Here is a 15,134-nt window from a genome sequence, read left to right on the forward strand (position 1 = left end):
CTCATCTCACTCCTCTCGCTGTCATTTTGAACGATAGTGAGAAATTTTGTTCGGCCTTGCGTGTAAATGGTGTTTATTATAATTAATGTTCCGTCATGCCGAATTTATTTCGGCATCCCACGCGCTAAGTAACGAATGTTTCTGCAGTTTTGAAGTTGAGTTGATGGTTGTTAACTTACTGTAGTCTGCTCTATGCCGCAGTGGCATGTTACTTTTGTCTTGATACAAAAGTAACCAAAAAATCAAGTCACCTCCCGCTTGCTTCTTTGCCGCACAGGGCCATTGCCCTGCAAAGCCCGGCAGCACCACAGGCTGTTTATATTTTGCCCCGTTGCCCGCTTGGGCCCATGCTTCTGCAAAATCTAAAAGGCCTTTGCAACCGCACAGGCCCGCTCGTGCTGCCCGCCTTTCGGCCTAAGCTGGGGAGGATGACGAGAAGGAAGCCAAGCCCCCCCAAAGCCCCCCAGCCCCTGAAGGGGGAGCTTTTGAAGCGCATGATGGAATGATATGTTGTAAAAAAGTTAAGTTTTTGATTGATGTTTTTTGCATTTAGGTCTGTGTAATATGATAATCCGTCCAGCTAATCAAAAGCTCCCCCTTTAGGTGGCTGGGGGTAAACCATTTTTGTTTCCGCAGGTTACTCTACCAAACAAATACCACCATGATTAGAAAGTTATTTACCGCCGCGGCATTTTTAGGTGCCTTTACCTTGAACACTGCCCGGGCGCAAGAATATGTATCGCCTACTAATCCGGCTAAAACGGGTAACTCGCCGGGGGTTAAGGTCAAGTTGCTGAGCGAGTCGCAGAACATCAAAACTTACATCTTGATATTTGCTAAAGGCGACGAGGTAATGTCGGGCTTAACCGAGTTTGCACAAAAATACAAAGTAACCAGCGCCAGCTTTACCGCCATTGGCGATGCCACCGATGCGCGCGTGGGCTGGTACGAGCAAAGCCGCAAAATGTTTAAAGTAACTCCCATTACCGAGCCTGCCGAAATTACTTCGCTCATTGGCGACATCGCGATGTACAACGGCAAACCGGTAGTGCACGGCCACATTAACCTGGCCACCAGCGACGGCCTCGTGCACGGCGGCCACCTGCTCGAAGCTCACATTTTCCCTACCTTGGAGGTGGTGGTAACCGTACAACCCACCACGATGTACAAAAAGCTATATACCGAAGCCGGAGCGACAATTATTGATGCAGAGAAGTAGTTATTAGGTTATTGAGTTTATTAGAGGGGCGAAAGCCAATGAGTGATTGAGTGAGTTGTGAATAAGTGAATTTTGGATGTGCAGGTGTGCGGATGGGGAGTCAATAGGGTCTGTATTCTTGACTCCATACTCTTGATTCTACACTCTTGGCTCTCCCCCCTCCTCCTGTCATCTTGAGCGGCAGCGAAATATCTTGATACACGCGACAAGTAAACACGCGATTTGTCTTTATTCTTGGCTCTTTACTCTTGATTCTTGGCTCTTCGTTCTTGTCTCTTAGCTCCTGGCTCTCCCAACCCACTTCTTAACAATCCCAAATAAATATACTTCCTTTATAATTCTGCACTTTTTGCTGCACTTCTTTAAGATCAATAAATAAAAACGGCGCTACAATATACTCGTAAGAATCTTTTCCCGGGCTTTTGGCTTGCAAACTCAGAAACTCTTCGTCAGCCTGCTGTTCAAGGTGATCATTTTTAACATGGTCGGTAGCTAAAGCTAATCTATCAGAGGAATAATAGCTCATGTCATTTTTGTCGTCGCCATCTTGCCAAAGCTTGCGTAATAGGATCAGCAGGTAACTGAGGGCTTCTTTAAAAAAATGGTTCTCATAGAGGTATATACTACCTGAATCATTATGATAAAGACAAGACTTCACATAGTCGTCTTCCATACCGTTAAACCATGTATGATTTCCTAATTGATTGCCATACACCCAGCATTTATCTCTTTGGTTAAGCTCATAAAGCACATCATAACCATAATCTGACCAGGTTTGTTCGTAGCCGTCCGTATCGCAATCATATAAATCCAATAACCAATCGAATGGTATATTTATGCATAAAATATCGGCTCGTTTGGGTTCGGTCCGCAAAACATTAATAATTTCCCTTGCGGTTACCGGGCCTGTCCGGTTGTAGGTTTGCCAATCAAAGCGGGGTAACTTAAACACGGCATCTTCAACATATTTATCAAACGGCAACCGGCCATGCAACTCTGCCTCCAATTTATCAGCCAGGGTGGTTGATAGTTTTTGGTGATTGAGCGTAAAGGTAAATGTTGATCTGCCCATGGGTTTGATGTAGAGGTTTTACTTTGCTTTAAAGATGAGATTTTAGGTCGAAATCAGGAAGAACTTATAAAGGTCTGCCTTTCACCCTGTTTTATCTAACATTATTATTCATTAAATCATCATAAATCACATGTTATAAGCGCCTTATAATTTCCATCAAAGTTATTGTAGAGATATTCAGTACCTGCCTGTTTTTGAATGAACACCCGCCCTTACAGCACAAAGAACTTGCAGGGCTGGTAAGATAGTCGCTATACCTCTTTACTACTGCTTCACAACTCCCCTACTCTACTACTTTGTTTTTTCCGGCGCATGCTTACTCGCAACAGTAAGTTGGCGGCCAGGCGTATGGAGGAGTATAGAACCGGGATTACAGAATACTGGCGCGTTGCATCACATTCGGTAGTCGCGAGTATCAGGATCTATCGCTGTCGCTTAAGATGATAGTTGGAGAGAGACAAGAACTAAGAGACAAGAGCCAGGAACCAAGATTAAAAGTTCGACCTGACTATTCACTCAGTCTATCAGTCACACGTTGGCTTATTAGCTATCTTCGGTACCGGCGCGGATTTAGAGCGCTTGAACCGAGTTACTATCACTCGTGTTCGGCGATGCAGGCATTGGTAAACATTGTGCTGTCCGGCCCAGCAAACTTGCGCCGGTGGGTATAGCTTAAGGCTGTTAACCATAGCAAATTAATACTGTCCATGTTAGTTATGAATTGCTTTTTTCAAAGAGCTCATGATGGGTGTTTCGAAAAACTCTTCAATCACATATAGCTTTTTTATGCCAGCATTATCAGCTTCTAACATCCAAACATTATTTCCTTTAAAAAATGAATCCCCTTTTAGTGGTGTGAGGATGACTAAACTTGAATGCATTGAAACATCAATGGATTTATACCTAAACCAGCTAAATGTTTTTATTTTAATTATCTGATTATCAATTATCAAATTACTCAATAAACCATTCATGTAACGTCCTCTTACAATTAATGGCGTGTACACGAAAGCCTTAACTATCAATATTAAAGGCAATAGTAAAATAAAAAGTAATTTAATGGTGATGCCAACAATCAGCGTAAACCATAACACGCATATCATTACGGATAAGGGTGCGAAAAGGTAAATGCCTCGCATGGTATCTGTTTTCCAATTATTGTAAAAAGCAAGAGCGTTGGCATTGGCAACAAACACCATATTATTATTAGGTTCGGTCATAAATTCCCTTGTTACCTGCCTGAAGCCTAAATTAAATATTAGCACTGTAAAAGGCAATCATAACCAAAATTAAAACCGGAGATACAAAACAGGCGCCCATCAGCAGGTAAAACCGCGCTTGTATCCTGTTTACCGCAGCTGCAAGTAGGGCGATCACCGTAATAATCAGGCTAAATATCGAAAGTAAAACCATCAAATTACCCAGTCCGTCCTGATAACCCAGTCCGTAAAATGCAGCATCCTGTTGGTTGTGATGATAAAACTGCCATAAACTGTACCCGTACATCAGCCAGCCAAAAACGAACAACACCAGCAAAATAGCAAATGCCGGGTGAGATTTAAATAGTTTAAGCATCGGGGAGTTGGTTGATGGTTTAGTGTTAATCCCGAACATCGGCAAAGGTAACCTGGTATGCAGAGGTAAAACAGCAACTGGGAGCCAAAAACCGAGAGAAGAAGTTTAACCAGCCAATTCACTCATCGCGAGTAGCAAGATTTCTTATTAGCATTCGAAATGACAGGATAGAGTTTTATTTGCTCCTTCACTTAGTCTATCATTCACTCATTCAAAATTCACACATTGGGCGTCACTCACTCACTCATTGGCTTCCCCCTCCTCCTGTCCGTTTGATTTTGCGGCTTTTGAGGAATTGCTGGGTTTTGATGTTTTCCCACATGATGAGTTTTTCTTCCACGCGGTGAAAGGCGCGGATGTCGCCGTCTTGCGATACCACCAGGCCCAGGGCTTCGGGGTGGTTCCAGCAGTAGGCAATCATGGAGCGGTGGCGGGTGCCAAAGTGCATAGGGTCGGCCGCTTTGAGCGATTTGGGTGCGGCGGTTGAAGTGTGGGCCACGTATATTTTGCGGGGCATTTTGCGGCTCTTGAGTACTACGCCAAAGCCCCTGGAGGTCATGTCGCGGTCAAACAGCAGTACGCCATCGACGCAGGTTTGCGAGGCCAGAAACGAGATGGCACCTTTAATTTCGTCGCCAATTTCTTCTTTTGCCACCAGCGAGCGGCCCTCTTCCTGGTACCAATCCTTTAAAATAACGCGCTTGCCGCGGTCCAGCTCATCATCAATCATCGACTCGACCATGTAATTGCGAATCATCTCTTTGGCATAACGGGCCATGGCCATTTTGAGGCGGTTGTACCTGATGCTGTACTTGATGTCAGCATCAGGATGGCTATCGGTTATCAGCATAGCGCCGCCGTGCCGGTAGTTCTGGATGCGCAGCAGCAGGCGCGAAATGGTTTGTATCCACAGTTCGTCAATAAACGTTTCCCACTCTTCCGGGGGCTCGCCGGGGTAGTTTTCTTTTAAAAAATCGTTCAGCTCTTCTTTCAACCCAACGGCATTATCTTTTAGTATTTTAGATACGGGGCCAATGGTAAACACATCCAGGTAGCGCGATACCAGCACGTTTTGCTTAAGGGTAGCCAGCAATTCGTAATCAAACAGCACATTTAGGGTACCCACATTGCTGATGGATACCTGGAACAGTCCAGGCTGCTCGGAGCCTGAGTCCGACTCGTAATTCAGGAAGCTTTGGTAATGGATGGCCTGATCAATCATCCCCCAAATAAAGAGCTTACCCGCCGCATTGTAATACACCGCCAGCGAGGTGGTAGATGGGTCGGCCGCGTTTGATAACTTAGTGAGCGTGCGGATGTTATACTCCAGTGGCGCATCAAAAGGTACTACGCTCCAGCGTTCGGCCACGATGCGTTTAGGAGGTTTAGGGTCGGGGTTATCCGGGTCGATTAGGGTAACCGTTACCTTTACCAGGTGGCTCTCTTCGGTTTGCATGCTGGTATAAAACAGCACCTCAAACAAACCCTCGAGCACGGCCAAAGGCGGTATAGGCAACAGCAGCTTTACGTGCTTAAGCTTATCGAGCACATGCAGGGCCAAGTCCTGCTGGTTTGAATTTAGCTTCGACATCCGGAATTTATTAATTTCGATATATGACAAACAGGAAGGCAAAGTGTTTAATCCTGACGCGAGCCCAAGCCCCCGGCCCCCCAAAGGGAAAGCAGAAGTACTAAGTTGGTTGAGTATTTGCTGGAAAGGAAAGACTTAAAGTTAAAACGGCGATAGTTAATGTTGTAAATCTCTTAAATTCCAAAAAATTCCTGTTCAGACTATTCCCGCTGCCACAAGCCTCCTGGCTTGTGGCAGCGGGAGGCGGATAGAACGCCGGATATTCTTGTCAGCGGGCCACAAGCCAGGAGGCTTGCGGCAGCAACTGCACCACCCTGCTATTCTAAAGCTCCCCCTTAAGGGGGCTTGGGGGCATGTGATCCTCGCCAGCTTCGGATGAAAGGCGGGCAGCACAGGTTGGCCTCTGCGGTGGCAAAGGCCTTTTAGATTTTGCAGAAGCGCTGGCCTTAAGCAGCGAATCAAGGGCAAAATATAAACAGCCTGTGGTGCAGCCCGGCTTTGCAGGGTAAAGGCCCTGTGCGCAAAGAAGCAAGCGGGAGGTGACTTGAATTATTCACTTATTGTTTGCCTTTATAGGTGTTCATGAGGTCGCTACGCTTAGTTTTTGCTTCTTTTGTTTCAAGACAAAAGAAGTAGCCGCTCCGGCAATGAGGAGACGAAGTACGTAAACAACCACTGTTTCACAGTCCAAAATTATAGAACAGCGAGTTACTCAGCATAACCGTAGTTTTAAAACCGGCGTTAGCAGATACGCCTTAAACATCAGCTATAAAAAACTTCCCCCATCACCTTGCATCTCAATAACTAAATATTTAGTTTTGATAATGAACCGATTGCTCCTTATCTTATTCATCATGCTTCAAATACACATTGCGTCAGCACAAACACCCAGGCTGCGGCCCAAAACTAACGCTGACGGACTGGATACCACGATGGTAAATTTACGTGGCCAAACGGTGACGACCATCATCATCAACCACACGGCCGACACCCTTAAACTTAATGCCACCATCTCCCACTACCTGCCGGTGGGCGAGCAAAGTGTGGCCGTGGTGGTAGCGCCTGGCGAGCGTAAGGCTTTTAACTTAACCTTTTACTACCCCGACTTTATCCGGCTGGATGCCTTTCCGTTTAGTATTTATAATGCGCCGGGTAAAACGGTGGAGTGCAGTATCGAAAACACTAAAACCGGTTCGGTTATTTTTACCGGAGATTTAAAAGACGAAAACGCCTACTACCAAGCTTACCATAAAGCCGAACGCAGCAACCAGTGGTATTACCAGGCCGGTACTAACTTGCGCAATTTTAATAACTTTCCGCACCTGGCCGATTCCATTACCCACATCAACCTTAACTTTCTGTTAGCCTACCAAGGCGCATTATCACAGCACTTTAAACAGCAGGAACAGCAGCGGCTTAACTACAATAATGCCTTTTTAAAATACCATGTATTGTTTGATAGGTCGGCAAAGGCCGCGCAGCCGGTAGCGGTTAATCAGGCGTATTATGATTTCGAAAAAACGACATCTTTAGCGGGCAAGAACGTGATGTTGAGTACCGAATATTTATGGTATGCCGTTTTTTACCTGCGCAGGCAGGCCTTGCTCAAAAATCCCGACGAAACACAGCTCACAGCAAACATGCTGCGCGAAGCCGAGAGCGCCTACCCCAACCAAGAGCTTGGCGATGTGCTGAAGATGCGCCTGCTGTACGATGTGTACCGGCATTCGGCAGGCCAATACCGAGGCTACCTGACCACCACCCGTTTTGTTAACCCGGTTAACCGGCTCATTACCGACTCGGTAGCTACGGCCCGGCTTGGGTTTCCGAAAGTTGGCAAACCGGCACCCAAGTTCAAGCTGTTAAGCAGCACAGGCGACAGTGTTTCGTTGCAGGATTTTGCCGGCCGCCCTGTTATCCTTAATTTTTGGGCGCCCTGGTGTGCACCCTGTGTAGAGGAGTTTCCGGCCGAAAACCGCCTGGCCGAAAAATACAGCAGGCCCGGTGGTTTAGTGGTTATTAATGTTTGTGTAGATGCCACCCTGCCCGGCTGGCAACACCTCTCGGCCGCCCACGGCTTAAAAATGATAAACCTTTACGCCGATGCTGCCACCTCTGCCAAGCTTAAACAGCAGTACGATCTCTCAGCCCTGCCCAAAAGCGTCGCCATCGGCAAAAACCTAACCGTTACCAATAATTACCTCAAAAGGGCAAGCCAGTTAACCGATGAGGATGTACGGCAGTTAATGAGTTGGTGAGTACAGAGATATTTGCCTGTACTGCAAGCACCCCGGCTTATGGCGCGGCGGATTGGCTCATACGGCGCTGTAACCGCTTGGCAAACCACAAGCCAGGAGGCTTGCGGTAGCGGCTAGTTTCCAATCACGCTAATCAAAAACTCCCCCTTCAGGGGGTCTGGAGGTCTTTTTTTATTACCTTGCCACCCCATGCAAGACCTATCCCGCAGAATATTTTTAGAGAAACTGGGCCTCGGTGCCGGAACCGCAGTTTTGGCTTCGGCCCTGCCCTATCCTTTGCTGGCAGCAACGCCCGAGGCACCCCTACCGGCCGACCGTAAACTGAACGTGGCGCTGTGCGGGCTGGGCAATTATGCCAGTGCGCTGGCCGATGGCTTGCAGGCATCGCTATACTGCCGTTTGGCGGGGGTGGTTACCGGGCATCCCGAAAAGGCGCGCGAATGGAAGCAGAAGTACAACCTGCCCGACAAAAACATTTACAACTACCAGAATTTTGATACCATTGCCGCCAATAAAGATATTGACTTGGTTTACGTGGTGCTGCCCAATGCCCTGCATAAAGAATATACCGTAAGAGCCGCCCGTGCCGGCAAGCACATCATCTGCGAAAAACCCATGGCCACCTCGGTGCAGGATTGCCGCGAAATGATTGCCGCCTGCCAAAAAGCCGGTGTGCAACTGGCCATTGGGTACCGTTTGCACTATGAGCCCACCCACCTCGAAATAAAGCGGCTGGGTCAGCAAAAGGTATTTGGGCAGGTGCGCATGATTGATGCCGGGCTGGGCTATCAAACTTATGATATTAAAGAAATTACCAATCCACCGCATATAAATACCGCCACCGAATGGCGACTTAACAAGGCACTGTCGGGCGGTGGTCCGCTGATGGATTTGGGTATTTACTGCATACAGGCGGCGCGTTACATTATGGGGCAAGAGCCCGTATCGGTAACCGGCCAGTACGGCCCGGTGGTTAATAAAGCCCGGTTTAAGGAGGTGGAAGAAAGCATTACCTGGCAAATGAATTTTCCGGGCGGCGCGGTAGCCAACTGCACCACGTCATGCGGTTACAACATCGACCGGCTTTTTGCATCGGCAGATGAGGGATATTTTGAGTTGTCGCCTGCACTGAGCTACGGGCCTTTTAAAGGCAAAACCAGTAAAGGCGTCATTGATTTCCCGGTGATTAACCAGCAAGCCAAACAACTCGACGAAATTGGCAAACTTATTTTGCAAAACCAGCCCCTGCCCAGCCATATCACCGGCGCCGAAGGCCTGAAGGATGTTAAAATTATTGAAGCCATTTATCAATCGGCCCAAACGCAGAAGAAAGTGATGGTGTAGCCACAAGCGAAGCCCCCCCAAGCCCCCTGAAGGGGGAGCAGCCTGTTAAAAGGCCTTGCTATAGGGGAAGCAGCCTCACCTAAACCCTCCCCGGAGGGGGAGGACTTTAAATACGATAGGTGATGTTATAAAACACTTGAAGTCTCTTCGCGGCCGCAAGTCGCCGGTTTGTGGCCCGCCGACAGGTAAGCTTGTAGTTAACCCGCATATAAACCATAAGCCAGGAGGCTTGCTGGAGAAGAACATCCCTTTTTTCTGAAAAGCTCCCCCTTCAGGGGGCTGGGAGTTACAGATACTTGTCAATCAATGCTTTCAATTTAGCCTCGCTTGGTCTTGGTGCATCGGCACTGATGATTTTGCCATCTTTGCCTACCAGCATATACCGCGGGATAGCGTAGATGCTGTATTTTTTTACCAGTGGCGAGCGGTCGGCGTTGAGCAGCAGGTAGCTGTTGGCTGGGCCGAGGCCTTCCTCCTGGGCTGCTTTTTGCCAATCACTGATCACACCATCGGTAGACAGGTTTACAAAAACGATATTTTTACCGGCGTACTGCTGCTGCAGCTTTACACTGGCAGGCATTTCTGACCGGCATGGCCCGCACCAGCTGGCCCAAAAATCAAGCAGGATGAGTTTGTTTTGATGCCCCGCCAGCATGGCATCAAAGCTTTGTGTGGTTTTACCGTCGCGACCCATGAGCTGGTTAGTGCCGGGCTTAAAAGCTTTGCTTTGCACTGCTCCTTTCATCAGGTTAGCCACTAATGAGTTATACCCTGCATCATAACTTTGTGCAAAAAAGGTTTGCCAGTAGCCTTTGGCTATCGGCACATTATCAAAAACAGCAGTGTAAAATGTACTGGCCCACAAAAAACTGCGGATAGTACCGGTGTATTTTTGCTCAATATAATTAAACTGCCGCCTTAACGAGGCAGTGTCAGAACGCTTGCGGCCATGAAATGCGCTACCCATCCCAAAATCAACTGCCTTTTGGCAAGCTGCGTAAAATAAAGCGTGAGGCTGGTAACCCATTGCCTCGAGGCCGGATATTTTAGCTTCGGCCAGCTGTTGGTAAACGCCTTGTTTTATAAGCCAGGGCCGGTTATAATTATAAAGCAGCAACGAATCATAAATAGCCGCAGTTTTAATATTATGAGCTGCAAGCCTGGTAAAGCCATTGCTCATTTTATAACGTGATGCATAGGTTTTTAAAAAATCCAAACGGGTGTTTTTTACCTGGTTAATGCTATTTTCCTGACCGTGCAGGGCCTGCAGGTTGGCTACCTTTTGGTGGTAAGGCATAATGGTAAACATATAATAAATGCAACCCGTTTTTTGTACCAGCTGCCTGAAAAAATCAAGCTCGCGGGTACGCCGCTCATTACCGGGAATAAACAGTTGCAGTGAATCGGTACGGGTGTAGCGCAGATGCACACGCTCGCCGGGGTAAACCCAAAAAAAAGTTTGCCTGGCATCGGCATTAATAAGCATAGCAGGTGCGTTTAACGGCAGCTTAACCTCGCTACCGGTAAGATTGGGCATATGCCCGCGGCCAAATAAATCGTGATAATACAGGTGGATGTCTTTAAAACTCTCTTTTGCATTTTTACCGGTATCTACCAATAAATACACATTACGAGGCGCAGCAACTACCAATTTTTGTTGGTGAGACGATGGCTTATCCTGCTTACAGCCGGCAACAAAAACAACGAGCAAAACAGCAATCAATGGGCGGATAACAAAGGTTAGGTTTTTCATTAGCGAATCGACTAAGGATTTAGTTTATCCAAATATAGGAGATTATCACAAAAACGCAAATCCCCAACCCCATTATGGGAAGCAACCCCAGCCTCAATGCTGCCGCAAGCCTCTGGCTTATGGTTTACCAGGCGGTCTACCTACAAGCTTACCTGTTAGCGGGCCACAAGCCGGAGGCTTGCAGCAGCGGTGAGAATTCAAAAATTATAGTATTACCTATCCTAATTAAAGTCCTCCCCTCCGGGGAGGACTTAGGTAGAGCTGTTTCTTCTATAGCGAGGCCTTGCGACAGGATACTCCCCCTTTAGGGGGCTGGGGGCTTACACCACCTGCAATGAGCCGCCATCAATCGCATAAATACTACCGGTGAGGTAGGCGGCTGATGGTGATACCAGGAAGTGTACCAGCGCGGCTACCTCGTCGGGCTCGGCCATGCGGCCCATTGGTATGCCGCCTATCTCCTTGAGCAAATGGGCATAGCCATCATCGTAACTCAGGTTTTGTGAGGTGGCAAACTGCTGGATAAAGCCTTCCATCATCGGGGTTTTGGTGGCGCCCGGGGCCACGGTTAACACGCGTACGCCTTGCGGGGCCAGCTCGGTAGCCAGGGCTTTGCTGTAGGCATTAAGTGCTGCTTTTGATACGGCATAGGCCATGTTTAAATGCCACAAGGCCTGCCTGCCCGATACCGACGACACATGTATAATGACCCCGCTTTTCTTTTGCTGCATCTGCGGTATCAGGGTGCGGTCTAACCTGATGGCCGATATTAAGTTCAACTGCAGTTCCTGCTCCCACAAGGCGTCGGTAAGTACGCTGTGGCCTCCGGGCGGCGTAGTGAGGCCGCCTACATTGTTAATCAGGATGTCGATACCGCCAAATTGCTCGTTTGCTTGCTGGGCCAGCCGGGCTACATCTTCAGCTTTGGTTAAATCGGCCGCAATGAAATGATGACCGTCTCCGCCGTCGGCAGGCTGGGTGCGGGCGCTTACAATCACAGTGGCGCCGGCCTGGGCCAGTCGTTGGGCAATAGCCTGGCCAATACCTTTGGTGCCGCCGGTTACCAGTGCGGTTTTTCCGCTTAAATCATGCCATTGATGGGTGTTAGTTTCCATGTTGTTGGTTTTTTAATTTATTATTCTGAATTGATTGTTTCAAAATTGGACAAGGTTTAGCAAAAGATATTTACATTTCTGAAACGTTTGTTTTAAATTATTGTAAAAAAAAGGCTTTACTTAGAAAGCTGCCTGATAAAGTAGCGGGCCATGCGTTTTATCTTGTCTACATCCTTATGCAAAATGTACGATTCGTTCCAGCCGGACCAAGTGCTCAGAAAATAGTCGGCCAGCAATTCGGGCGACTCATCGTTAGCTATTTGCCCCTGCTCCATCGCCAGCGCAATATGCTTGCGGATAAACTCGTATTGGTTATCACTGTCTTTTTTGAGTACCGCTTTTACACGTTCGTCGCTGGTAGCTACCTCAAAGGCCATTTTTACGGCCATACAACCATCAGTTTCGCTCACAATGTTGTACACCGAGTAGTCGATGTAGTTTTTCAGGATTTCGAGTGCCGATGTGCTTGCCGCAGCACGCTCGTCCAGGTCGCGTTTGCGCGAATCGGTATAACACTGCACGGCACGCACAAACAGTTCCTGCTTATCGCCAATGGTATTGTACAGGCTGCTGCTGTTAATTTGCATCGCCTCGGTAAGGTCGCGCATAGAGGTAGCACTATAGCCTTTCTTCCTGAAAACTTCCATCGCTTTCTGAATTGCTGCTTCCTGGTCAAACTCTACACTGCGGGCCATGAGTTACTTAATTTTCGTCGTCTCAAAGGTAACACAATTGTGAAACGTCCGTTTTAGATTTGTATTTTATGACAATGGGGAGAGAAAAGGCGAAGCGCAGGCCCCCAGGCCAAGCCCCCAGCCCCCTGAAGGGGGAGTTTTTGATTAGTTGGGTTGCCCCAATCGCTACTACAACCCTCCTGGCTGGTGGTCTTCCGAGCGATTCAAAGGCTCTCCCTTCAGGGGGTTGGGGGGGTGCTGCCTTGTGGCCCGCTGACCGGAATCTTTATGTTGTAACCTATGTAAAGAGTTACAATAGATCAGTTTACTATTGGTACCTTTATAAATTAAACTTTATCCACTCTGAAAATACTATTAAAATCTAGGCAACCATATATTCTCCTGCCTCTCCTTTTCATCGTTTTAATAGCTGTCGGATGCTATGATATCGTCATTAACAGCGACTTGACTGTTGTTAACAAACTGGATAAGACGATTTCCGTTGACTATCAGAACAGTCCAACACCGGCTCTGGAGGGAAACCTTGTTGTTTTTTACACGGGCGACGATCAACAGATACAGCCGGATTCTGCAAAAGCAATATCTAAAAACGGTGGAAAAAACGCCTGGCATGACTTTATTGAAGATGGGAAAACTAAAGTGCTTTATATTTATGTGTTTGACACCGATAGCTTGCAGACGTATGAGGAGCGACTACCAATAGCTGTATTGATTAACCAGCATAAATATATCAAGCAGCTTCGCTTTACCGAAGATGCATTGAAGAAAGCCGGCTGGAAAATTACTATAACTCCATAGCTGTCGGCACCGGCTTCTTCATCCTAACATAGCAGCTTTCAGTTTGGTTTGATTAGCTTAGTGCTCCCCTATCCGATATGAAATTACGCTACAAAATAGTCCAGGTGTCGACGCTTAAAACGGAAACCATCATCGAAAACATAGTCTCGAGGCTACGTGAGGAGAGATATGGTATTTTAGACGTTACCCCGGTAAGCATCTCGTTTGATAACGATGATGGCCGCCTACTTGTGGGTAACTGGGAATATGCGCGAAGGGTTGAAAACGGCCGGTTTGATATCATCAAAAATAACGACAGCACTATTGTTACACTCGACTTCTACCCTATTAGCTTTTCTGAATACGCTTGGGTTGGCGCAGCATGTCTCCTCTTTGGTTATTTTGGATTTACAGAGCACGAATTCTTGATAAGTGTGATGTCGTGGCCTTTTATCGGACAATTAATTTTTAAACACTACAATCTGCAGAGTAAAGCCAATGCTATGTTGGCTTATGTTACGAGTAATGGTTGATGACGGAAGTCTACATTGTAACTTGTATTTCTCTGCAGTCGATGCGGAATTCATTTTGGTGTCTCACATGCTAAGTAAGTTCGGTTGTGCATTTATAACTCAAGTTAGTGGCGCTTTAATTATTTCGTCTCCTCATTGCCGGAGCGGCTACTTCTTTGTCTTGAAACAAAGAAGCAAAATTCAAGTCACCTCCCGCTTGCTTCTCTGCGCTCAAGGCCTTTACCCTGCAAAGCCGGACATCACCACAGGCTGTTTATATTTTGCGCCGTTGCCCACTTAGGCCCCGCGCCTGCAAAATCTAAAAGGCCTTTGCAACCACACATGGCTGGCATGTGCTGCCCGCCTTTCGGCCGAAGCTGGGGAGGGTGACAAGAGGCCCCTGCATCCTAAAGGGGGTTGGGGTGCTTGAGCTTATTGTGTATCAGCAGTTGCAGGACGTCTGCATTTGTACAAGTAGTATCCGCCTGTTTAGCCGATAAATGCTTATCTTGTTGCTCAATAAGGGATAAATCGCAAAATGTTGACCAGCAAATTCATTATTAAACCTGCATTTATTCTTTTGATTACGCTTGTTTGTTCGTGTAAATCGAAAGACGGATCGCGCGACAAACCGTTGGTCTGGAACCGGAAAGCGCCGTTGGCCCATCTTTCTTACGGTTTGCCCAAGGATATGAGGACGCAGAATGTACAATCGGTGTTATCGAAAAAGTGGGGGCTCACCGATAAATCGGTTGCAGGTTGCGTGGTGACCAAGAGCCTGACGGATAGTGTTACCCGCCATAACCGCAAAGTTGATGATGCTATGGATGCCCGGTTTGGCAACAACTGGAGAAAGCAATACAAACAAGATTACAACCACGAACTGGTTGTACAAAACAAAGCGATTGCCTTATTGAATCAAGAGCCACTCATCATCAAAAAAAGAAATCAGCTCAAAAAGGAACATACCGACATCCAGATATTTTTAGATCCTACCCCTAAACCAGCGGTATATAACGCCATGGTTAGCTGCTACGAAAGCCAAAGCGAAAACCCGCGTTATGTGCAGGTTTACCAATACGAGGTAAACGTTGACAAGCCTGCAGTTAGGCTACTGAACGACCCGTTTAAACCATTGCAAAACAACATGTTACCTATATTATACAGAGGCAGACTAATGGAAAGTGCTTGCGGGACAAAAAACGGCTGATACTTTTTTATAA

13 protein-coding genes are annotated in these 15,134 nt (G+C 47.2%); 6 read left to right on the forward strand and 7 right to left on the reverse strand.

Annotated features, from left to right (window positions below; all coding sequences use genetic code 11):
- Positions 1-661: 661 nt before the first annotated feature.
- Positions 662-1,219: a PPC domain-containing DNA-binding protein gene (locus tag AAGR14_RS13410; protein ID WP_342644729.1), complete on the forward strand. Its 558-nt coding sequence runs from the start codon at positions 662-664 to the stop codon at positions 1,217-1,219.
- Between the two features lie 304 nt (positions 1,220-1,523).
- Here AAGR14_RS13410 and AAGR14_RS13415 read toward each other — a convergent pair whose 3' ends face one another.
- The 4 genes from AAGR14_RS13415 to AAGR14_RS13430 form a co-directional block, all read right to left on the reverse strand.
- Positions 1,524-2,291, reverse strand: coding sequence for a hypothetical protein (locus tag AAGR14_RS13415; protein ID WP_342644730.1), 768 nt, complete (start codon positions 2,289-2,291; stop codon positions 1,524-1,526).
- Positions 2,292-3,001: 710 nt separating this feature from the next.
- Positions 3,002-3,511 (reverse strand): hypothetical protein, encoded by a 510-nt coding sequence (locus AAGR14_RS13420; protein ID WP_342644731.1) that lies wholly within the window; start codon positions 3,509-3,511, stop codon positions 3,002-3,004.
- A 31-nt stretch (positions 3,512-3,542) separates the two neighbouring features.
- Positions 3,543-3,866 carry a hypothetical protein gene (locus AAGR14_RS13425; RefSeq protein WP_342644732.1) on the reverse strand — a complete coding sequence of 108 codons (324 nt, stop codon included), beginning with the start codon at positions 3,864-3,866 and terminating at the stop codon, positions 3,543-3,545.
- Between the two features lie 244 nt (positions 3,867-4,110).
- Complete coding sequence (locus AAGR14_RS13430) at positions 4,111-5,457, reverse strand: putative sensor domain DACNV-containing protein (protein WP_342644733.1); 1,347 nt, start codon at positions 5,455-5,457, stop codon at positions 4,111-4,113.
- Positions 5,458-6,311: 854 nt separating this feature from the next.
- On the opposite strand from AAGR14_RS13430, the gene AAGR14_RS13435 reads away from it, so the two are divergent.
- Positions 6,312-7,715, forward strand: a complete 1,404-nt coding sequence (locus AAGR14_RS13435; protein ID WP_342644734.1) for a TlpA disulfide reductase family protein — start codon at positions 6,312-6,314, stop codon at positions 7,713-7,715.
- Between the two features lie 189 nt (positions 7,716-7,904).
- A complete protein-coding gene (locus tag AAGR14_RS13440) occupies positions 7,905-9,059 on the forward strand; it encodes a Gfo/Idh/MocA family oxidoreductase (protein WP_342644735.1) in 1,155 nt (384 codons plus the stop codon).
- A 286-nt stretch (positions 9,060-9,345) separates the two neighbouring features.
- Here AAGR14_RS13440 and AAGR14_RS13445 read toward each other — a convergent pair whose 3' ends face one another.
- From AAGR14_RS13445 to AAGR14_RS13455, 3 genes are all read right to left on the reverse strand, one after another.
- On the reverse strand, positions 9,346-10,812 hold the full coding sequence (locus tag AAGR14_RS13445) for a TlpA disulfide reductase family protein (RefSeq protein WP_342644736.1): 1,467 nt from the start codon (positions 10,810-10,812) through the stop codon (positions 9,346-9,348).
- 320 nt (positions 10,813-11,132) lie between these two features.
- A complete protein-coding gene (locus AAGR14_RS13450) occupies positions 11,133-11,927 on the reverse strand; it encodes an SDR family oxidoreductase (protein WP_342644737.1) in 795 nt (264 codons plus the stop codon).
- A gap of 116 nt (positions 11,928-12,043) precedes the next feature.
- Positions 12,044-12,622, reverse strand: a complete 579-nt coding sequence (locus tag AAGR14_RS13455; RefSeq protein ID WP_342644738.1) for a TetR/AcrR family transcriptional regulator — start codon at positions 12,620-12,622, stop codon at positions 12,044-12,046.
- A 444-nt stretch (positions 12,623-13,066) separates the two neighbouring features.
- On the opposite strand from AAGR14_RS13455, the gene AAGR14_RS13460 reads away from it, so the two are divergent.
- The 3 genes from AAGR14_RS13460 (at position 13,067) to AAGR14_RS13470 (ending at position 15,121) form a co-directional block, all read left to right on the forward strand.
- Entirely contained in the window at positions 13,067-13,420 is a 354-nt protein-coding gene (locus AAGR14_RS13460) for a hypothetical protein (protein WP_342644739.1), read from the forward strand.
- A 104-nt stretch (positions 13,421-13,524) separates the two neighbouring features.
- Entirely contained in the window at positions 13,525-13,932 is a 408-nt protein-coding gene (locus AAGR14_RS13465; RefSeq protein ID WP_342644740.1) for a hypothetical protein, read from the forward strand.
- 559 nt (positions 13,933-14,491) lie between these two features.
- Positions 14,492-15,121 (forward strand): hypothetical protein, encoded by a 630-nt coding sequence (locus AAGR14_RS13470; protein WP_342644741.1) that lies wholly within the window; start codon positions 14,492-14,494, stop codon positions 15,119-15,121.
- Positions 15,122-15,134 lie beyond the last annotated feature (13 nt).

Source organism: Mucilaginibacter sp. CSA2-8R (assembly GCF_038806765.1).
In the GTDB taxonomy this organism is placed as follows: domain Bacteria; phylum Bacteroidota; class Bacteroidia; order Sphingobacteriales; family Sphingobacteriaceae; genus Mucilaginibacter.